This is a genomic window from Pseudoalteromonas sp. McH1-7 (assembly GCF_013366255.1).
GTDB classification, from domain to species: domain Bacteria; phylum Pseudomonadota; class Gammaproteobacteria; order Enterobacterales; family Alteromonadaceae; genus Pseudoalteromonas; species Pseudoalteromonas peptidolytica.
Genome location: NZ_JABWPQ010000030.1, coordinates 16,939 through 38,983, shown reverse-complemented (window position 1 = coordinate 38,983; position 22,045 = coordinate 16,939). Strand labels below are relative to the sequence as shown.

Annotated in this window: 15 protein-coding genes; 5 read left to right on the top strand and 10 right to left on the bottom strand. The window is 44.3% G+C overall.

Features of this window, described 5'->3' with window-relative positions; translation table 11 throughout:
* Positions 1–124: 124 nt before the first annotated feature.
* The 8 genes from HUZ36_RS18600 to HUZ36_RS18565 all read right to left on the bottom strand — a co-directional run bounded on the left by HUZ36_RS18600 (position 125) and on the right by HUZ36_RS18565 (position 8,881).
* Complete coding sequence (locus HUZ36_RS18600) at positions 125–952, bottom strand: hypothetical protein (protein WP_176033655.1); 828 nt, start codon at positions 950–952, stop codon at positions 125–127.
* A gap of 243 nt (positions 953–1,195) precedes the next feature.
* On the bottom strand, positions 1,196–2,059 hold the full coding sequence (locus tag HUZ36_RS18595) for a sugar phosphate isomerase/epimerase family protein (protein ID WP_254879589.1): 864 nt from the start codon (positions 2,057–2,059) through the stop codon (positions 1,196–1,198).
* A 65-nt stretch (positions 2,060–2,124) separates the two neighbouring features.
* Positions 2,125–2,877: a gluconate 2-dehydrogenase subunit 3 family protein gene (locus HUZ36_RS18590; protein ID WP_125254090.1), complete on the bottom strand. Its 753-nt coding sequence runs from the start codon at positions 2,875–2,877 to the stop codon at positions 2,125–2,127.
* On the bottom strand, positions 2,877–4,559 hold the full coding sequence (locus HUZ36_RS18585; RefSeq protein WP_254879588.1) for a GMC family oxidoreductase: 1,683 nt from the start codon (positions 4,557–4,559) through the stop codon (positions 2,877–2,879). Before HUZ36_RS18585 ends, HUZ36_RS18590 begins: the two co-directional genes overlap by 1 nt.
* Entirely contained in the window at positions 4,559–5,254 is a 696-nt protein-coding gene (locus HUZ36_RS18580) for a 3-keto-disaccharide hydrolase (protein ID WP_176033654.1), read from the bottom strand. Before HUZ36_RS18580 ends, HUZ36_RS18585 begins: the two co-directional genes overlap by 1 nt.
* Before the next feature lie 171 nt (positions 5,255–5,425).
* Positions 5,426–6,643, bottom strand: coding sequence for an MFS transporter (locus tag HUZ36_RS18575; protein WP_176033653.1), 1,218 nt, complete (start codon positions 6,641–6,643; stop codon positions 5,426–5,428).
* 14 nt (positions 6,644–6,657) lie between these two features.
* Entirely contained in the window at positions 6,658–7,713 is a 1,056-nt protein-coding gene (locus HUZ36_RS18570) for a sugar phosphate isomerase/epimerase family protein (protein WP_176033652.1), read from the bottom strand.
* 7 nt (positions 7,714–7,720) lie between these two features.
* Positions 7,721–8,881 (bottom strand): Gfo/Idh/MocA family protein, encoded by a 1,161-nt coding sequence (locus HUZ36_RS18565; protein ID WP_176033651.1) that lies wholly within the window; start codon positions 8,879–8,881, stop codon positions 7,721–7,723.
* Positions 8,882–9,038: 157 nt separating this feature from the next.
* On the opposite strand from HUZ36_RS18565, the gene HUZ36_RS18560 reads away from it, so the two are divergent.
* The 3 genes from HUZ36_RS18560 to HUZ36_RS18550 all read left to right on the top strand — a co-directional run bounded on the left by HUZ36_RS18560 (position 9,039) and on the right by HUZ36_RS18550 (position 16,340).
* Entirely contained in the window at positions 9,039–9,770 is a 732-nt protein-coding gene (locus HUZ36_RS18560; RefSeq protein ID WP_176033650.1) for an AraC family transcriptional regulator, read from the top strand.
* A 600-nt stretch (positions 9,771–10,370) separates the two neighbouring features.
* Positions 10,371–13,355 carry a TonB-dependent receptor gene (locus tag HUZ36_RS18555; protein ID WP_176033649.1) on the top strand — a complete coding sequence of 995 codons (2,985 nt, stop codon included), beginning with the start codon at positions 10,371–10,373 and terminating at the stop codon, positions 13,353–13,355.
* A 144-nt stretch (positions 13,356–13,499) separates the two neighbouring features.
* Positions 13,500–16,340 (top strand): discoidin domain-containing protein, encoded by a 2,841-nt coding sequence (locus HUZ36_RS18550; RefSeq protein ID WP_176033648.1) that lies wholly within the window; start codon positions 13,500–13,502, stop codon positions 16,338–16,340.
* 301 nt (positions 16,341–16,641) lie between these two features.
* Here the strand turns inward: HUZ36_RS18550 and pheA are convergent, their stop codons facing one another.
* Entirely contained in the window at positions 16,642–17,796 is a 1,155-nt protein-coding gene (gene pheA, locus HUZ36_RS18545) for a prephenate dehydratase (RefSeq protein ID WP_125254099.1), read from the bottom strand.
* A 365-nt stretch (positions 17,797–18,161) separates the two neighbouring features.
* On the opposite strand from pheA, the gene HUZ36_RS18540 reads away from it, so the two are divergent.
* Positions 18,162–21,125: an EAL domain-containing protein gene (locus HUZ36_RS18540; protein ID WP_147388859.1), complete on the top strand. Its 2,964-nt coding sequence runs from the start codon at positions 18,162–18,164 to the stop codon at positions 21,123–21,125.
* A gap of 122 nt (positions 21,126–21,247) precedes the next feature.
* On the opposite strand, the gene HUZ36_RS18535 is transcribed toward HUZ36_RS18540, so the two are convergent.
* Entirely contained in the window at positions 21,248–21,577 is a 330-nt protein-coding gene (locus tag HUZ36_RS18535; protein ID WP_176033647.1) for a stress response translation initiation inhibitor YciH, read from the bottom strand.
* Positions 21,578–21,718: 141 nt separating this feature from the next.
* Between HUZ36_RS18535 and HUZ36_RS18530 the strand changes: the two genes are divergently transcribed.
* Entirely contained in the window at positions 21,719–22,024 is a 306-nt protein-coding gene (locus tag HUZ36_RS18530) for an STAS domain-containing protein (RefSeq protein WP_128731259.1), read from the top strand.
* Positions 22,025–22,045 lie beyond the last annotated feature (21 nt).

Here is a 22,045-nt window from a genome sequence, read left to right as displayed (position 1 = left end):
AAATTGTAGCAAACTTTGACTCCTCGTGGGTTTTAAAGCCCAAGGTAAAGGTGACTTATGTGTTGAGGTTGTAATTTTTACTTGTGGATAAATGAGGTATTCAGGAATACACGCTAATGAGTGGTCATGCTTCAGGAGATGACTCAAAAATTGGAGCAAACAGTATTTCTGGGTATCTATTTCGGACGGCATGTACAAAAATATCAACATTTTCTTGATAGCAGCAAGTTAGATAGTTGATCCACTCTATATATCTTGAGCTCTTACCGCCTCGAAGTTGACAAGAAAATTTTTCTATTGGGTTATCACCATTTAATACAAAGTCAATATCGAAGGTGTTTTTTATATTTTGCCATAGCATTTGCTCTGAATCTAAAAGTTTGGTGAATAGCTTGTTGAGGTACTTATCTTGTAAACCGAAACTCCCAAATCCTAGCTTGTAGTTTTTAACCGTTTCATTTAATTCACCAAAATGAACACCGCAGAAGCGCGGTAAATCAATAGAGCTGGAATAGAGCTTGTTTATATCGACGTAATAAAACAGAGTACTGAGAGCGGTGTAGTCATGAATGACAGTATCGTACAGTGTTGCTCCTGTGCTGTAATTGCCTTGATCAATGTCCTTTTCATGAGCCTTCTTCATCTTTCTGAGTACGTCAACGGTATAAATATGTTCATTGTCAAGTTTGTCAATCATAGTGTGGTGTGTAGGGCACATCCACATAAGGTTGTCATAGCTGTTGACTTTAGCTTCTGATAGATCTGGGTTGTGACGTGCTCCTTTTTTACCAATCGCTTCAATATGAGCCTTTTCGCCAACCACAGAGTTGTTACTAATTAGTAGCCTTTTACAAATTTCTCCTTCGTGACGATAAGAACATCGACCTCCTGCTGATGCAACCAGCCGTTTCAGATCTTTTTCGGTATAGCTACGGGTGATTTTCTTTGTCATAGTGTTCACAGTGTTTCTAATGAATAATCAAAGTGATACTATAACACATTGAAGCATAATAAAATTGCTTAAGGTTGATAGCTAACCTTTGGCATTTTTGTTCGGTTGGCTTGAGTGTCGCGGTAGTTACCCACAACTTAGCAAGTTGTCACCCCACACGCGCTTACAACAGTGAAAACAATCAGGTTTGATTAACCTAGCGTGACAGCTCTAGCTAACCATTACAAGTAGATTTATTCCAGCTTATTGCTCACCTAATATCTTATCTAAATTCGCTTTTGAACGGGCGACGCTTTCTAGTGGTGTCAGGCCATTTGGATATTCTTCTTGTTCAATTACTAACCACTGCGTGCCGCCGTGTTGCTGCATAGTTTGGATGAGCGTTTTCCATGGATACGCATTTTCACCAATAATTGGACTTTTGCCGTCCCCTTGGTGCGTGCGTATTTTAATATGGGTCGATACAGTTCTTCCTGCATATCGCTTAACATATTCGCGGGCTGATTTACCAGCGTAATTCACCCAGCCAACATCAAGCTGTAGTGGCAAGTCATTGGGGGTATTGGTGGCGATGTAATCCCAAAAAGTGCTAGCAGCGTACGCATTAAATTCTTTTTCATGATTATGAAACCCGATCTTCATATCGTAACGTTTGGCAACTTGGTGCACGTGGTTTAGTTGCTTTACAAATGTTGGGACATGATTGTTACTCCACGCTCTTTCATCCCAAGGGATAAAGAGTGTAGATACGCCTAAGGTTTTGTAAAAGAGCAGGGTGCTTGTTAGTTTGTCTTCAGCTAACGCGTCAAAGCCGACGTGCGCGCTGCTCGCAACTAAGCCGAGTTTAGCTAGTCTTTGCTTTAATTTACTTGGGTTATCGGTATAGCTGCCAAAGTTTCCGGCAAATTCAACACCTTCAAATCCCATGCTTGCAAGTGCTTGCAAGGTACCGTCAAAGTCTTTTGTCAATTCATCTTTTACCGACCATAACTGAACACTTACAGGTAAGTATTGCAGAGCTGGCTTGGCATACAGTGGTGAGATAAAACTTAAAGCAATGAACAGTAGTGCCTGCGTTAATCGTTTTGTGCTTTTAACAAACATCATCTACTCCAAAAGAAAAAGCAGAGATAAACTCTGCTTCGATTCGTCATAACAAAATGACTCAAGGGTTAGTCACGGTACGCATACTGGCTTAGTCCAAGCTCAGCCAGTACGCCATCTAGATGTGCTTTGGCTTCGGCAGTCGGCCCAGGGTAATCGCCTGCAATTGGCACGTTTCCAAGGTAACCAATATCCTTACAGCCCTCTGGTGTGCAGAAATAAGCGCCGAGGACGAGATCCTTGAAGCGCAAAAAAGCTTTACCAATTCGTTGAAATTGCTCTGGTGTGTGTTTATCAAAATACGCAATGTCATCAATTATTGCTTGCTGTTGAGCGGTTGCAAGCGCGACAAACTGCTGCTGAAAGCGTAATTGTGATTCATCATCAATCCAAGCTAATGCGTGCAATATTGTTACTCGGTCTTTTTGCTGGCCATGGTATGGCGCGCTTACCCATTCATCAATAACACTTGGCACTTGTACTTCAGAGGCAGACGGGTGGCTCTCTTCTTTTGGCACAATCCAATCCGCAAGGACAGCCACTAAGGTAAGTTGTGCTTCGGTTAAGGTTAATGGCCATGGTGATTCTGGTGGGATCACCATGTTGGGATCTGTACCATATCCTTTAGCAGTTACGGGTTTAATATCCACATCGGGCCAGTGTCCAGCATTTGGCGTAATCGTCTCTTCTACCACTTTACTACAACCTGCGGTCACGGTGAGCGCTGAGCCTGCTGCAAGCAAGCCTAACCATTTTAATGACTCGCGGCGCGTCATACCTGAAACATATCTGTAAGGGTTAAGGTTATCAGGTGTATTCATCACAGCACTCCTTTATCAATCTGTTCAGCCAGCCAAGTCGAGTTTCGCATCGCCAAAGTCATAATGGTTAAGGTGCAGTTCTTATGCGGGTTTGAAGCAAAGACCCCTGCGTCCATTACAAATAGGTTGTTACAGTCCCAAGTTTGGCCCCATTGGTTGGTGACGGAATCTTTGGGTGAACTGCCCATTCTTGTGGTGCCGACTTCATGAATGATCTCACCCCCTTTTGAAATAGCCTTTTCCGCAGGAGGTAGTTCGCCGACCTTGGCGCCCATGGTTTCAAGGATTTGCTTTGCGGTTATAAGGCCGTGTTCAATTTGCTTTAGCTCTCTGTCAGACCATTTGAAATGGAATTTGGCAACTGGGATCCCCCATTTGTCTTTGACACTCTCGTCAATTTCCATGTAAGAATCTGGGTTAGGTAGCATTTCTCCGCGTAGTGCAAATCCAACATAAGAGCCATACGCGTCGCGTACTTGCTGCTTTAGCTCGGGGCCATAACCTTGCTTGTCGCCTGAAACGCCAGAGCCCGGTTCCCTAAAGCCACTGCTAATTTCAAAATGGTAGCCTCGAGGGAAGGCTAACTCACCTTCTTCTTGTGCTTTGTGGCCCCACCAAGGAATAAATAGGTGGTTGGCGGTATGGCCATCTTCGTTATAACGAGGGCGGCCTTTTAACGCGGGTATTTGCGCACCAAGCCAAGCACCTGTGGAGTCCATCAGATTCCGTCCAACGTGGCCGCTAGAGTTGGCTAATCCATTAGGGTGTTTAGTATGTTTTGAGTTCAGTAAAATACGTGCAGATTCACAAGCACTGGCAGCGAGTATGACAACGTCGGCGTTAAGAGCGTGCTCTTGTGCAGACTTTTTATCGACATAAGTGATGCCGGTAACTTTACCTTCTTCATCCGTAGTCACTGATTTCACCATGGCGTCGGTGATCACCTCAAGGTTGCCCGTAGCTTTTGCCATCGGAATTAGTGAAGTGGTGGTTTGAAAAGCCGCGCCAATAGAGCAGCCATGGCCACATGGCGTCGCATAAAAGCAAGCTGAGCGATCGCCTTTACTACGGGTAAGCACTGCGCGGTGCATGGGCACAGCTGGGATCCCTAATTTTTTAGCCGCAGCGGCAACAAGCAGCTCGGGTACTCTTGGTTTGGGCGGTGGCTGCAAGATCCCCGGAGCAGAGGGGGGCATATCATCAAGCCCAGTGTTCGTGCCACAGACTCCAACTATTTCCTCGGTTTTATCATACCAAGGTGCAATATCTTGGTATTCGAATGGCCAATCAGCCCCGTGACCGTCACGACTTTTCCCCTTGAAGTCATGTTCACTAAAGCGCAGCGAATAGCGCCCCCAATGGTTAGTTCGGCCACCAAGCATACGGGCTCGCCACCAATAGAAGTCGGTATTTTCAGCGTGTGTATAAGGTTCGTCAGGTACTTGCCAGCCACCATCAATGGTTGCATCGTAAAAGCCAAAGTTTTTATCTTTGTTACCTGCTCCCATCAAAGGTGCTTCGCTATTGCGACGGAACATGGGGGTTTCTTTCTTAGGATCGTAATTTCTACCGGCCTCTAGCATCAACACCTTATGTCCAAGCTTAGCCAGGGTGTATGCAGCCATTGCACCACCTGCACCGGAGCCAACGACGAGTACTTTATGGTTAAATTCCGCCATCATTACAGCTCCCTGATCTTGATATTTTTAAACCAAACTTGGTCACCATGGTCTTGCAGACCGATATGGCCTTTTTTGCCTTCAGCGAATCCTTCCCATGTCGCGAACTTGCTGCCTTTGACTAGGGTATTCCATGTGCTGCTACCTATCACCACACTGGTGGTACTGACTCCGTTCTGCCATACTTGGAGGTGATTATCTAGCATTTTAATACGTACTTGATTCCATTTTTCAGCAGGCTTATGTGCCTTACTTGGTGCGGCAATCAAGTCAAAGATAGAGCCAGCCAGATGAGAGTCGATTTTGTTATCAGAGTGCTCTTCGTTGTCTAAGATCTGGATTTCAGGTGCTCGTGAATAAATTGCACTGCCTGTTTCATCGACCAGCACAAAGATCCCACTATTGCCTCTTCTTGACACTTTCCATTCGAGCTGTAACTCAAAATTACGATATATTTCTTTGGTTAGAATGTCGCCGCCGCCCCCTTGCGTTAACGTCATTGCCCCGTCTTTCACTTGCCATTTTGGGTCAAGAGTGTCGCGTTTAAAGTTACGCCAATGAGACATGTCTTTGCCATCGAATAACAATTGCCATCCCGCTTGTTGCTCTTGTTGGCTCAATTGATTATCAGTGGTACTCGCACAAGCGGTACAACTAACAGTCAATGCCAGCGTGAGCATTTTTATAGAGTTGAGCATAATGGAACCTCGTTTGTTCACTTTTTACTTGTTGCTACTTGTACCAATTAGTCTTAATACTTGCTCAATTTGAAGGCGCAAACCTAACGTTGGCTGCGTGAAAAATTTTCGCCTTGTTATCGGCAAGGCTTTTTCACCTCAAAATAGCAAGCTTAATTAAGCGAATTGGTATTACGCGTATTTCTCTACGCGCTTATTTTTATTGATATAAAGATAAAGGCCGATAAAAGCCACAATTAGAATCGCTGGAAATAACAGGATGTTTTCAAGCACTGCTTGACCGGCAATAAGTTCAGATTGCTGTGACGTTAATTCTGCGGTTTGCGCCTCACGCCTTGCTGAATCAATCCAACTGCCAATTACAGGATTCCACATGCTAACGGCAAACATACCAGCGCCCCCCATCAAAGACATGCCCAGAGCCCCCGTTTTTGGTGTGTACTCTGCAACACAGCCCAGCATCGTTGGCCAAAAATACGTGACACCCAAAGCAAATAAAATGGCGGCTAGGTAAACGGCTGCTCCGTGCACTTGACTCATCATAAGAATACCAGCCGTTGCTAATACAGCAGAGCCGAGCAGTACGCCTGTTGGGTTAAAGCGGTGGACAATGGGCCCTGCAAAAAATCTGCCCAATGCCATAAGTCCTGTGATAAGTGCAAGGATCATCATTGGAGATGCGCCAGAAGCCCCTAAAATACGCTCAATCCACTGTTGTGTGCCAAGCTCGGTTGTTGCTGTTAAGGTCATACAGCAGATTAAAAATAGATATAATGGCGAGAACAGGTGTTTAAGGTTGCTGGTGGTAGAATGATCTGTGCGATCAAATTCCGGAAATTGTGATTTGATCATCATCGCACCGTAAATCAGCGTTGGAATTAATATCAAAGCAACTTGCCACTGCCAATTAAAGCCCAATGTCGTCATGGCACTCGATGCCAGAGCACCAATCACTATGCCGCCTGGGAACCAAACGTGGAAACGGTTGAGCATGGTGGTTGTATTTTTGGGGTACATTTCAGCGATCAGTGGGTTGCAGCCAGCTTCTACAGAGCCATTGGCAAAGCCAATCAAAAAGGTCGAGATGAGCAAAAGCCAAAAACCATCTGCGGTAATGGTTAAAACTAACCCTGCAAAGTGGCAAAAAAAGGCTAAAGCGATAAGCTTTTTAGCACCGATGGCGTTGTAAATAGCACCACCGAGCATGGTTGCTACAGGGAAGCCTAGAAATGCCATCGCGTTTACCCAGCCCAGCTCTGTGTCGGAAAGGCCAAATTGTCCGCCTAGCTGTCCTAAAATACCCGCTCGGATCGCAAATGTCATTGACGTCACAACCAATGTTAGGCAACAAAGATGGAAGACGATACGATTATAATTGTTATTTTTCATGGTCGCTGTCCTGTTTATATTAAACCGAGTATTTGCTTATTGCGCTCGGTGTCTGTACTACTGCCTGCGAAGTCATCGAAGGCTGTCTCTGTGGGTCTGATCAGGTTTTGTTTAATAAATTCAGCCCCTTCTTTGGCGCCATCTTCGGGATGTTTAATGCAGCACTCCCATTCCAACACCGCCCAGCCATCAAAACCGTACTGTGTTAACTTGCTGAATATTTTTTTAAAATCGACCTGTCCGTCACCTAATGAACGAAACCGTCCTGGCCGTTGTTGCCATCCTTGGTATCCGCCGTATACACCGCAGCGGCCGTTGGGGATAAATTCGGCATCTTTTACATGAAATGCTTTTATTCGCTCATGATAGATGTCGATAAATGCTAAATAATCCAATTGCTGTAAAACAAAGTGGCTCGGATCATAAAGAATATTGGCTCGGGGGTGGTGATTGGTCGCTGCTAAAAAGCGCTCAAAGGTGACCCCGTCATGCAAATCTTCACCGGGATGAAGCTCGTAGCACACATCTACACCTACCTCATCGAAACGGTTCAAAATAGGCAGCCAACGTTTAGCCAACTCCTCAAAGCCTTGCTCAACAAGTCCACTGGGCCTTTGCGGCCAAGGGTAAACAGTATGCCAAAGCAGCGCGCCTGAGAAAGTGGCATGAGAGGTTAGCCCTAGCTTTTCACTTGCACTGGCTGCAAGCAGTAATTGATCAACAGCCCATTGTGTTCTTGCTTGTGCTTTACCATGCACCTCTTTTGGTGCAAATCCATCAAACATCTGGTCATATGCTGGGTGTACGGCAACCAACTGACCTTGCAAGTGTGTAGATAGCTCAGAAATAGTAAGGCCATACTCATTGGCAATGCCAGTAATTTCATCGCAATAATCCTGGCTTTCAGCGGCTTTTCTTAAATCAAATAATCGCGCCTCCCAGCTAGGTAGTTGGATCCCTTTGTAACCTAATTGGCTTGCCCATTGACAAATACTACTAAAGTCGTTGAATGGTGCTTGCTCAGAAGCAAACTGCGCGAGAAAAATTGCCGGTCCTTTGATTTGTTTCATGTGTATTTTATCCGATGTTAAAAGGGTGCCACTTGGTTTCTTTTGCACTGGCAGCAACTGCGTTTTCTATAAATGCCATACCGCGAACTGCCGCTTGAATACTCGGTACGTCAAAGTCTTCTGGCTGGACATCCGGTTGTTGCTGGCGCGCTTGAATAAGCATGGCAAAATTAAGATAAATATTGGCAAAGGCCTCTAGATAGCCTTCAGGGTGACCTGCTGGCACACGGGTCGCATTGGTCGCGGCGTGGCAAAGCGTGCCGGCTCCTGTGCGGAGTAACTGAGCCGGTGCATCTTTCATGCGTAGCCAGAGGCTATTAGGCTCCATTTGTGACCACTCGATACTGGCTTTGTCGCCATAGATTTTTAACGTGAGATTATTTTCCTCACCAAGTGCTATTTGACTTGCTAGTAGCACGCCTTTTGCACCATTATCAAAACGTAATAATACCGTGCCGTCATCATCTAGCTGGCGCCCACAAACAACGGTGTTTAAATCGGCACAAAGAGAAGTGATAGTTAAGCCACTTACATATTCGGTGAGGTTGGCTGCATGTACGCCAATATCACCCATACAGCAGCTGATCCCAGATTGACTCGCATCTAAGCGCCAACTTGCTTGTTTACTTTGTTCGTCATCTTCACTTGCAAGCCATCCTTGACTGTATTCAACAACGACTTTACGAATATTACCAAGTTCTCCTGTGGCAATACGGTGGCGTGCCTCTTTCACCATGGGGTAACCTGTATAGGTATGAGTCAACCCATACAGGCAATTTGTCTGTTGTAATAAGGTTTGTAGTTGTAATGCTTCGGACAAATTCAGCGTTGCAGGCTTGTCGCTTAATACATGAAAGCCATACTCGATAGCTTTTGCCGCTATCGGAAAATGCAGGTGATTTGGTGTCACAATAGCGACAAAATGAATGCGTTCAGACTCAGGAAGCGCAGCTTCAGATTGCAATAACATGTGGTAGTCATCATAGCAACGTGTTGGTGCTAACCCTAGCTGTTTACCCATTGTTATACTTTTCTGTGGATCTGAGCTAAAAGCGCCTGCTACTAATTCTATCTGGCCGTCCAAACGTGCTGCAATTCGGTGTACAGCGCCTATAAAAGCACCTTCACCACCACCAACCATGGCCATACGGATTTTGCAATTATCCATTGTTTAGCTCCATCGAGTTATCAAGGTGAGTTGATCTGATGCTATTGATAATAGGGAAGTGCCATACCTCAGCGGTAATAAAAATTCGGTTGACAATGCAACAAAATCGGCGTTTAAATAAATTGGTTTAGTTCATTTTGTTAAGATGGGAAAGGGTGTGATAGAGCAAAGCATTTTGACTCAAGCTGGGGTCAATCAACTAATAGCGGCGTTTGATTTGATCCCAGATATTCTTTTTTGGGTGAAAGATACAGACAGTAGGATAGTGCACGCGAATCAACAGTTTGTTGAGCACCAAGGTTATAAAGCATTAGAACAAATATTGTACAAAACCGATTTCGACTTCTCGCCACCACATTTGGCATTTCAATATGTAAATGATGATAAGCGGGTGATGGAAGGGTACATAGTGACAGATAGACTAGAGTTAAATCAAACGAGTAGCGGTGATTTGGCATGGTTTTCTACATCTAAGCATGTGCTATTAGATGAAAATGGTAATACTTTGGGTACGTATGGTGTCACTCGGCATCTTGAAAAAACGTCAAAGGCGCTCTCTCATGTTAGAGCAATCGAAGCTCCCGTTGAATTTATTCGTACCAATTATCATCGTCATATCTGCATCGAAGAATTAGCAGACGTAGCTCACCTCTCCGTGAGCGCACTAGAGCGTAGGTTTAAAAAGCACCTAGCAAAAACCCCAAACCAGTTTATTAATGAAGTCAGATTAGAAAATGCCAGAAAGCTATTAGTTGAAACCCGTTTACCTGTGTCGCAGGTTGCCTATCAATGTGGTTTTTCAGAGCCTAGTTATTTTAGTAAGCAATTTCGTCGATTATTTGGTGATATTCCTTCACAGCTACGCAAAAAATTAGCGTCAGTCGACTAGGGAGTTGCAGCGCCAGCAGCGTTAGATTTAGTGCAGAACGTGGTTTTTGGGGCGTAAACCATTGTTGTTTACAATAAGCGTTAATAGGTTTGTTATTAGCACTTCAGGCTATTTAGTGGTTACTGCACTTTATCTCTTTTTTGAGTGATCAGCTTTTACAGACTAGTAGAACCCAAAGTTGGCATACGTACCATTTTTACCAGAATTATTTTATTCTCTTTGGTTGATTTATTGGAATTAAATATTTTAGTTGGGCAAGTGAAGTTCAGGACTCTTTTATTTCTTCTTTTTTTTCTTGCGGTTATCTATTCCCATCCTGATACAAAACTATCCAATATCGTCATATTTTGTGAATATAGCGCATACTTCTTCGGTAATGCAGCGTATGAAGGTTTGCATCTTTTTTAACCTTTACGCCGATTTTGTTTTATTCCAAACCGATATTCTATTATCACTTTTGTTAATGCACTCACTATGCTGAACGAGTATTACAATTGGTTGCCCCCCTTTAAGGAAGCCAAAAAGGGTTGTCATAAGATCATCCGTCATGGAGCAGCAAGGGACGCATGATTTTATAAAAATAAAAATTTGGAGATAGTAATGGCCAATAATAATAACAGAAGCCATGCAGCAGGAAATTCACGGCAATTTAGCAAGTCTGTACTCGCTCTTGCGATATTATCAGCGACTAACTGGGCAATGGCTGAAGAAGCCGAAACAGAGCAGGCGCAGGAAATCGAAACGATTGAGGTGCGCGGGATCCGCGCATCTATGGCTGAAAACTTGGCGATTAAGCGTTTATCAAACGCGATTGTGGATGCCATTACAGCAGAAGATATTGGCAAGTTTCCCGATAAAAATGTGGCGGATTCACTGCAACGTGTACCCGGTGTGGTGATTTCTCGTAGTGGCGGGGAAGGGGAAAACGTCAGTATTCGTGGCCTTTCCTCTGATCTTACTTTTACGCAGTTAAACGGCAATTTTATCGCTTCTTCTCCGGGCTCGCCGTCGCGCTCTTTTAGTTACTCTTTGTTGCCGTCTACCATGGTGCAATCGGTTGAAGTGTTTAAGTCTTCTGAGGCGCGTTTAGATGAAGGTGGGGTCGGCGGCACGGTTATTCTACACAGCCGTAAACCACTGGATATGGAGGCAAATTCTGGGGCGTTAAATGTTGAATATACCTACGCTGATGTGACTGAAGAGTACGAGCCTAATTTTAGCGGTGTTTATTCTTGGAAAAACGAAGAAGAAACCTTTGGCTTGCTAGTTGGTTATACCAATCAAGACCGCACCAACCGGTCTTTAGGCGGTGATATGTCGGGCGGTGGCGGTTGGCGTTGGGCAACAAGTTCAGAATTACCAGCAACGGACACGGCGGGCAATGTGATTGCTGATAGTACACGTCGATTTGCAGCGTTAGAAGATGCTTATGGTAACGTTTATGATGGTGTTTGGGCACCGCAAGTTGCAGGTGTTGGGGTAACCAAAGAAAAACGTGAACGTCAGGGGTTACAAGCCACCATTCAATGGCGTCCAGTAGACGATTTATCTTTAACATTCAATCATTTTCATTTTGAGCTTGGGCAAAATCGCACCACGTCACAAATGTGGATCCCAGAGTGGAAGTACAGCCCAGATTACCTTACCGGTATTACCCTAGACGAAACCGGTACGATTGTGACAGGCATGGACTTCACCAGTGGCGCTGGTGGCACTGAAGGGAATCTTGAATTTCCTTGGATCATTGGTAGTTACACGGTAGAAAAAGACACCTCGGATACCTACGACTTCGCTTTTGAATATGCCGGTGATTTATATGATTTACGTGGTAAATTGGGTCACACTGAAGCCAGCGGAGGCCCTTCAGAATCTTGGAGCGCGGCGTATAAAAGCGGCCAACCTGCGAGTCGCAGCGATTCTGGACAGATTGAAAACGCCGCTTCATTTGCTGGGTGGCGATTAGGCGACAGAGTGTCGCTGTACGCCGATCCCGCTTTGCTGTCTAACCTTCAGGCTGGTATTGCCGGCGATCCCGACCCGGGTTCGACAGGTTCAAGCTTTGTCGTCAGTGACTTAGAAGAGGACTATGCCCAGTTAGACCTTGATTATCGCGTCGGGTACGGCATCGTTGATACGCTGCATGTTGGTGCTAAATATCGTAAAGCGACACTGCATCGCGAAACCAACAACACCTTCTTCATCACTCAAGATGGGGCTGACAGAATTGCCAGTGGCGAGCTTGATCCATTCAGTCAAGGTGCCATTGATGAGGTGTCTTACCAGTGGATTGGTGGTATGCCAAAACTGGAAGATATTTTGAATACAACGTCTGAACAAAATATCCCAGGCGGCTTTGAAGTAAATACCATGCCCACGATCAATTGGGATAGATACCGCGAAATCGTGACCAGTGAATATGTTAAGCACACGCGCCGTGAGCCTGATTTTGTGTTCGACATAGAAGAAGAGATCATGGCCGCCTATCTACAAGCCGATTTTTCTTTTGGAGATTTTAGAGGAAACATTGGGGTACGCTATGTCGAGACTGAAACGCAGATTATGTCATCGGATAAAATTAACTACTTTTTAGATGACATTGATGATGTCACCGAAGAAGATATCTTAGGTGATGAGCGCCTTATTGACGTTGAAACCACCACCGTGCGTACCGTAACCGACTCGCAATTTTTACCTAGCTTCAATATTGTCTGGGATGCCAGCGACAATCTTGTTATACGAGGTGCTATCGCCAAAACGATGTCTCGAGCCCCGTTCAACGACATGGGAGCACCCGAGCAGTTAACCTTTATCTCTCAAGAATGGGCAGACGACAGGCTAGAGTTTAGAGGCAACCCTGTGGAGCCTGGATGGCGTGGTTCAGGGGGTAACAAAGCGCTAAAACCATTTGAATCGGTACAGATGGATTTATCTGCGGAGTATTATTATGGCGAAGGATCTGCGGTTGGTATTGCGGTATTCAACAAAGACGTAGATAACTTTATCGTGCCCTTGATCATTACCTCAGTAAGGCCGTTTGAGGGCTTTAATAACCCTTTTACCGGTGTTGAAATTGTGCCGCCGGGTGATATTACCGTCACGCCGTTTACCACCACCGCCAATGGTACAAACGCAACCTCTCGGGGAGTAGAGCTGTTTGCACAACATGCGTTCGATAATGGCTTTGGTCTCAACGTTAACTACACCCTAAACGATACCAATCAGGCAGACATTAGCGTAGACGGTGAAAAGGTCGGTGAGTCTGCACTTGTCGGTAGTGCAGATAATCAATTTAACTTCTCCGTCTATTACGAGAATGACACTTTCAGTGTCAGAGCATCATATAACCGCCGAGGAGAGACCGCTTTGGGGCTTGCCGACGGGCTCACTGTATATCAGGAACCATATCAACAAGTTGATGTGAACGCTTCTTATAACTTGATGGAAAACCTGATCCTAACCGCGTCTGTTATCAACCTAACCAAAGAAGAACCGAGAACCTTTTATGGTGAAGATTCTAAAGCGAGATTGCGCAGCAGCAGCTACACCGGGCAGCGCTACTATGCCGGGATCACCTACCGATTTTAACTTTGGCGATAACCATAAAGTAATGCAAACCGGGTGAAGTCGTGTCAGTACAACGAGAAACAATATCACGGCTTATCACCTGCTTGTGGTGCGTTTATATCAACCTATTCACACGAGTTGGTTGATATGTAAGAAGGGATAAATATGAACACGTTAAATAAAATAAGAAATGCGATCCCGCTCATTGCCGTTAGCAGTTTATTGGCTGCATGTGGCGGCGGGAGCGATGCTCCAAAAGTTGAAAAAGTGCCAGTAACCCCTGTTGTGACGACGGCAGAAGTATCAGGTTCAGTGATAAAAGGCGCGTTGAGTCAAGCCCGCATTTCGGTGACGGCGCTCAATGGCTCTAGCATGATGATGGATGAGAACTCGACAACCAGTCAAACGGGGGAATGGTTTATAGAACTGACTGGTAAAGCTGGGTTTGGTATTAATTCTACTATTAAAGTGACCGCCACAACGAGCGAAGGCTCGCAGATGCGCTGCGACGCGAGTCGCTGTGGCTCAGTAGGTATTGGGGAGCAGGTAAGTGGCGATTACATTTCTGGTGTGACTTTGGCTACTCTAAGTCATGTTGCCGTGCCGTTTGGTTCAAATGCCGATGGTAGTGCTGATGCTACCTTACAAATTAACGCCTTGACGACACTAGCAACCATGCTGGTGGAGCAGCAGATTGCCGAGGGGCGTAATGTCTCCACTCCCGAATTAATGGCACTGGCAAAAGCCCAGATGTCTGCGATATTGCTTCGGGCTCTTGGCTGGCAAACAGGGGACACTAATGTTTTTGAGTTACCTGTGGTTAGCGCTGACCAATTAACGAATTTTGAATTAGGGGAAACTTGCATAACCTCTGACTCTGGTGAGCAAAGTTGCGAGATGACGTATGTTTCCGAGAGTGTGCAAAAGCTTTCCCTATTCAATGCTGCGTTTGCACAGTTTGACGAGCAAGGTTCCTTGCAAGGTATCTTAAGCGACTCTGCTAGTAATCTTAGCGCCGCACTTGGCGGTGATGAAGCTGCACTTGAAGCGCTTCGATTGCCAATCTACAACGCGCTGCAAGCTCACCCATTAACGAAGCAGCTAGGTCTTAGTGCCGATAGTATTATGGACTTAGCACTACCACTATTTGATGAGCCGGTATCCACCGGACCCATGCTGCAAGTCGTGACATCAGGTGCCACTATTACAGCAAGAAATGCGATTAGTGACGCCGAGAGTGCAGACAAGGCATTTGATGGCGATCCGCAAACTAAATGGCTTGACCACAATGATTGGCAGGGGCCACCGACAGAGGAAGCACCATCTTGGATCCAAGTGGATTTTCCCACTCAACAAGCAATTAGTGGTGTTTACATTACCAGTGCTAACGATGCCCCAGAGCGAGATCCAGAAAACTTCTCGTTATTAGCTTCTAACGATGAGGGCGCGAGTTGGGTTAATTTGGGCAATGTGGTTGGGGCGTCGTTTGAAGCGCGCTTTGAACGTCAAGGCTTTGTATTTGGTAATGCGCAAAAATATACCAGCTACCGAATTGCTGTGACAAAAAACAAAAATAACGATGGTTTACTGCAAATTGGAGAAATTCAATTTGTTGGGCCGGTTTATCCGAGCGTTGACCATACGGATACTGAGACGTTTGCGGTCACGGCAAGCAACAGTATCGGTGAGGCAGAAAACCAAGATAAGGCATTTGATAACGACCCAACCACTAAGTGGCTGGATCATAATGATTGGCAAGGCCCACCTACTGTCGAAGCGCCTTCATGGATCCAAGTAGATTTTAATGAGGCGGTGGCAGTTAATCAGCTTGCGATAACGAGCGCCAATGATGCTCCTGAGCGAGATCCTGAGAACTTTGCTTTATTTGGCTCTAACGATAACGGAGTTACATGGCAGCAGTTGAGTAATTGGGTTGGTGAATCTTTTGAAGCAAGAGGAGAGCGCCAAAGCTTTGCGGTAGCGAATCAATTGTCATATCAAAGCTATCGCCTTGAGATAACCAAGAACAAAAATAATGATGGTTTGATGCAGCTTGCTGAGATTGAATTAATCGGCCCAGAAATCTCTGGATTAGATCATGCACAAGTTCAAGGTGCGAGTTACACGGCGCGTTTTAGTATTAGCGATTCAGAGAGCGCAGCGCAAGCCTTTGATAAAAATGTTGAGACTAAGTGGCTCGATCACAACGATTGGCAGGGGCCTCCCACTGCTGAAGATCCAGCTTGGGTTCAAGTAAGCTTACCACAAGCGCAAGCGGTAAATACTTTGTACATTACCAGCGCCAATGATGCGCCGGAGCGTGACCCTGAAAACTTCCAACTTTTGGCATCTCACGATGGGGAAGTATGGCAATTATTAAATACCTGGGTAGGGGAGCCGTTTGAATCGCGTTTTGAACGTCGAGCCTTTGCGTTTGCTAATGGCTTGGCTTACACACATTATCGCTTGTCTATCAGTAAAAATGCGAATAATGATGGGTTAGTGCAAATAGCTGAAATTGAACTCGCTGGACCTCAGTATGCACTTGAAGACTTGTCTGACTTGGCTGGAACAAGCTTTACCGCGCGTAATCGTATTGGAGATGCGGAAAGTGAACAAAAAGCGTTTGATAATGATACCGAGACAAAATGGCTAGATCACAATGAATGGCAAGGCCCGCCAACAGAGGGATCACCATCTTGGATCCAAGCTGATTTTACTGCGTCACAGATTGTGAGTGGTTTGGCTATCACCAGTGCCAATGATGCGCCAGAACGCGATCCCGAAAACTTTCAGCTACTGGGATCTAATGATGGTGGTCAGACGTGGACAGAAGTCGCGGTTTGGGTAGGTGAGCGCTGGGATGAACGCTTACAACGAAGAGTGTTTACTTTCTCCAATGCTTTTGCCTATCGCAGTTATCGTCTAAACATTAGCAAAAATGCGAATAACGATGGCTTAGTACAGATCTCAGAAATTGAGCTCCTTGGTCTTAGCGGCGACTAGCCTAAGGTTAAATAAATCTCAACCAAAAAAGCCAGAATGCAATTTGCGCTTTGGCTTTTTATTTTTCTCAATGAGAGTGATTTAGTATGGTTGATTATGCCAATTTACTTAATTAAGCGGTCTATTTTGAGGCAAGAAAATCTTGTCGATAGCCCCGCTACCGCGTCCTACTATCGCCAAGGTACCTACCTCCCTGTAGGCAAGGCAAAAATTTTGCTATTTGCTCTATATGAGAAATTTTTAACGCAGCTAGCGTCAGATTTAATCCCTCAAATTGAGCAAGTATTGAGTTAAATTGGGATCATAATACATCCACAGCTTGTAGCGATTCGCTCTGGTAGCAGCCCAGTAAGCGTACAAACTGGGTATGATCTTTTAACTCTTCAAGTGCCACTTGGACTTGTGAGTCTGCAATATTGGCAAGCAAATCTACATAAAAAACTTCTTCCCAAGGGTTACCAGGTACTGGGCGTGACTCTAACTTAACCATATTGATATTATGCTGTTTAAATACCATTAGCGCGTCGGCAAGTGAGCCAACATGCTGTTTGGTGGCCATAATTAAACTAGTTTTAGTTGGGATTTGAGTGGACACTTGAAGTGCTTTTCTTGCGACCACAATAAAACGACTATGGTTTTCAGTTTGATTTGCAAGACCCGCCTTGACTACCTCAAGACCCATGTTTTTTCCTGCTTGAGCTGAGCCGATAGCTGCACTATTTGGATGCTCAGCCGCATGCTTTAACGCACTTGAAGTCGAGTCGCATGTTTCATGCTGAATATCGCCAAGGCCTTGAATGAAACGGCTGCACTGGGCAAAAGGTTGTGGGTGCGCATAGATTTTTTCAATAGCTTGTAACTCTGTGTCAGGCAGTGCTAGTAAGCAATGTTCCACGGTATGCGTTACTTCGCCCACAATGGAGACTTGCGCATGCTGTAGTAAATCGAATACTTCGTTTATGCTGCCAGAGCTGGTATTTTCAATGGGTAAAATGCCGAAATCGGCTTGGCCTTTTTCTACTTGCTCGGTGATTTGATCAAAGCTTTGGCAACCCATTTCCACAAGCTTGCCGGGACGACGGCTAAAATATTTATGGCATGCTAGTTGGCTGTAAGACCCTTGTCCGCCAAGGTAAGCAACGCGATGTGTATCACCTACAGCATCGGGATTTAAATTCTTTTGCAACATGGCTTGTTGGTTTAATACAGAGTCTTCTAAGATGGTTTGGAAAACGCTGTTTATGTAAAAAGCATCTAGACCCAGAGATTTACCATAGCGGATTAATTTCTCTAGCAGTGCTTGCTCACGCGCTTCATCACGGATTGGCTTATTGTTGGCTATTTTATATTCAAGCACGCCGTGACTAATGCGGCGGCGTTTTGCCAGTAGTATTAATAACTCTGAATCTATCTCATTGATGTCATGCCTAAGGGCATCTAATGTGTCTTGTGTCATAGGTCCTCACTCCCATTTAGCCAAAAAAAAGCCCCCCGATGTTGGGAGGCTTAGCTATTCTTTTTCACTCGCGAACAGTCAAGCCTCTTCACCTAAAGAAGCCAAAAAAGAAATATGTGTTGCGTGTGATGAAATTCATTTTTTCAAACCTTATTTTGAAATCGAATACATTATTAACATAGAACCAAAACGAAACACAAGTACTAGTTTGAATGTGGTGGAAAAAATTCTTAGGGGCTATCAATAGAGACACTTCATCTGTTTGACTTATATATAGGTTAATCAAACGTAACTTATTGGCGAGTCGAAAAATATTCTGATATATTCAGGCAATACACCACTACAAATAGAAGATAGGCTAACTTGTGGGTAATCGTCGCCCACCATCCAGATATGGTGCGAACTCCTTAAGTGTAAAATTATCGATGCTGATCTCGGCAATATGCCTGATCTCTGGCGTTTTTGCGGCCGCATTGATGCTAAAATCTGAAGAAAAGCAGTTAATCTACGAAGAATATGATGAGCTAAAACGTTTCAGCGCACAGGTTAACAGTCAGTTTTCAAGCTACTTAGAGTTAAAGTCTAGCTTAGCTGAGCAAGCAAATTCTGTTGTCGCCAAGCACCTTCTTTACAGCAGTGAAGACTTCTCTGGCGCGCCCGCGAATATAGAAAAGCGGGGTGATAACCTTGCAAGCACTGCAAGAAATGGCTTATCCGCTGCTCTGTATACTGATGGCAATGATTCACAAGCTATGCAAAAGCTCTTTTCAGAGTCGGAATTACTTTGGAATATACTCGCGCCTCCACTGTTACAAGATTTCTTTAACTTTTATCTTTCTACAAAAGATGGTTTTGTGAGAGTCGCGCCCCCAAATGCACTGCTGGCCAAAGACCCTCGGTTAGTCAATAACCAGCTACATAATTTGCCAATACTACATGCAGATCAAAACCCAACGCGCGAGGCCGTGTGGTCAGGCGCTTATTTTGATCGAGTATGGAACAAATGGGTGATCAGCATTTTGGTTCCACTTTATCTTGATGATACCTACATTGGTCTAACTGGGAGTGATATTGAATTAGAGACGCTACTTGAGAAACTTCCGCGCTCTGATCAACAACAAAATTTTATTGTTTTTGACAAACAGGGGCGCTTATTAGCTGCGCCTGGTTTACTTCAAACGACTGCTATCACTGGCAAACTCCAAGACTACACTGAGCTGCCCGAGGGGTTAAGCAAAATAGTACAAGCAGCACTATTTACCAAGCTACCTAATATTCAAGATGAATTTAAGCACAGGGATAAATGGCATATTATGCACGTTACCCATATTGCCAATTTAGATTGGTACATTGGTATATACAAAAAGCGTGCTTCTGCTATTTCAGCAATAGAAGAACTAAAGGTGAAGTTCTTTGGCTTGTTTATTCTTTACGCGATTTTTGTTGCGCTGTTATTACATCAAGTTTTATATCAATTGGTGCTCAAACGTATCAATGCGCTAGTTAAAGCGGTAAAAGGGTTCGGTCGTGGTCAATGGGATATGCCAACGCTGCCAAGCACTGACGATGAAATTGGTCAGCTTAATGCCTCTTTTAATGATATGAGCGTAGAGATCAGGCAACTTGTCAACGGCCTAAATCAGCGTATTACCGAAAAAGAAATAGCCGAAAAAGCGGCAAACAGGTTATCTAAAGCAGTGGCTTTTTCGGGCACAGGGGTGGTTTTAACTAATGAGCATTTTCAAATTGAGTATGTAAACCCTAAGATGCAAGAAATGACAGGTTATGATGAACTGCATTTTATAGGCTCACCTCTTTTGAGTATTATTTCAAAAGACATGGCAATTTTAATTGATGACATTGATATTGATTTGCGCAGTCGTAACTATTGGCGCGGTGATACTATGCTTGCTGGTAATCGAGAAGCACCTATTTGGGTGAGTTTGAGTGTTTCGCCTATCCGTGAAGAGGGCGGTGCAATTTCAAGCTATGTTGCTTCAGCTCAAGATATCTCGTTTGTTAAAGAAAGCCAGCGCAAGATGGAGGAGCTTGCATATTTTGACACGCTAACGGGGCTTGCAAACCGTACCTTCTTCAGAATGCAGCTGCGCAAATCGATGGCGCTTGCAGAGCGCGGTCATTACGCCTTTGCTTTATTTTACTTTGACTTAGACGAGTTTAAGCGGATCAATGATACCTTAGGCCATGATGCTGGGGATCGCCTACTCCTTGAAGTCGCGACACGATTGAAAAAACGTCTTCGTGCCGAGGACACCATTGCAAGGTTAGGTGGTGATGAATTTGCGGTACTGCTCAGTGGTATTAATGAACGAGAAAAAGCCATGGACGTGGCAAATATTATTCAAAAAACGCTCTCACAGCCAATCAAATTGGGTAATAACGAGGTTATAGTCAGTGCGAGTATTGGCATAACAATGGCTCCTTTTGATAGCCAAGAAGAAGAGCAACTCCTAAAACATGCCGATTTGGCCATGTATCAAGCCAAAGCCAAAGGCCGCAATACCTATCATTTCTATAGCCAAGATCTAGATGCCGCAGCAAATGAGCGATTATATATCGAAAACGAATTACGTACGGCAATAAAAATGAAGCAGTTTACGCTGTATTATCAACCACAGGTAAACAGTGAAACCACAGAAGTGGTGGGCTATGAAGCGTTGATCCGCTGGTTTCACCCAATCGAGGGGGCGATCCCTCCTAGTAAATTTATTCCAATAGCAGAGGCAACAGGGCTGATAGTTGAGCTTGGTGCTTGGGTATTGGAAGAAGCCTGTCACTTTTCTCGTCGACTGAAAACAGCTGGTAAAATTGGCAATGTATCCATTAACTTGTCAGCGCGGCAGTTTAAAGATGCACAGCTTATTAAAACGTTGTCGGATATTATTGAAAAAACAAAGATAGAACCAACGCAGCTGCACCTTGAGTTGACAGAAAGTATGTTAATGGGAGACGTCGAAGCAGCAATTGCTCAACTCAAGCACATAAAATCATTAGGAGTGTCGTTGTCTATTGATGATTTTGGTACCGGTTACTCTTCGCTTAGCTACATAAAGCGCTTTCCAGTAGATATACTCAAAATAGATCGCTCATTTGTAAAAGATATACCTGAAGATCCTAATGATATGGAAATTACCGCAGCAATTATTGCAATGGCGCAAAAATTAAATTTACAGGTAATTGCTGAAGGAGTGGAAACCGAAGCTCAAATGGCATTCCTGGCGAAAAACAATTGCTATATTGTGCAGGGTTACTACTACAGCCCACCACTTTGTGAAGCCGATATATTTAAGTTCGTTCCTACGATATAGTTTATTGTGATTGTATTGGTCCGCTCACTAACTGCGATTGGTATCCATATTGCTTTGCTTTTTAGTTTGATAAGACTTGTACGCGATACACCGTACAAGTCTTAACCTATGTATTATAACAATTAACCGCCCGCGATTTTTACCTTAAAACCTTGACCCTCTAGAAGCTGTTTAAGCTTGTCTCTATCATCACCTTGGATTTCAATAACTCCTTCTTTGACTGCACCGCCTTGCCCCATTTTAGACTTTAGCGTTTTAGCTATTTTTTTTAGGTCGTGCTGCTCACCATCAATACCCACTACCAACATGACGCCTTTACCTTTTCGGCCTTTTGTTTGCCTTTCAATGCGTACGGCACCATCTTTAAATACTTTTCCTTGTATTTGTTTTTTAGGTTCTTTTGTATCGATACGACCTATATCTGTCGAGTATACGAGTCTAGATTCTGACATCTAATTTGGCCTTATAGCTGTTCTTTTATAAGATGATAACAAAAAGCAGATTAGATGTTTTTATTTTTTGCTAAATGCTTTTTAAGCGTTATATTTAAACTGGTGAGGGGAAACAAATCAAAATAATTTAGGAGCTTAAAGATGAGCTTAAGTAAAAATGCTTCTGCTGATGGTAAAACATTAACAATTCAAATCAGGGGAAAGTTTGACTTTAATCTGGTGCAGTCGTTCCGACAAGCCTATGCGGAAGTCAGCGATCAAACCGAAAAGGTAGTGGTCGATTTGCGTGAAACTGATTACATGGATAGCTCTGCACTGGGTATGCTGCTGAACATGAAGAAAACACTCGGTACTTCCGTTTCTAGTATTCATATAAGTAACTGTCGCCCTCAACTCAAAAAAATCCTTCAAATATCAAGATTTGATAAAAAGTTCGATATTGACTGATCACAGCAAGATTAAACCCTC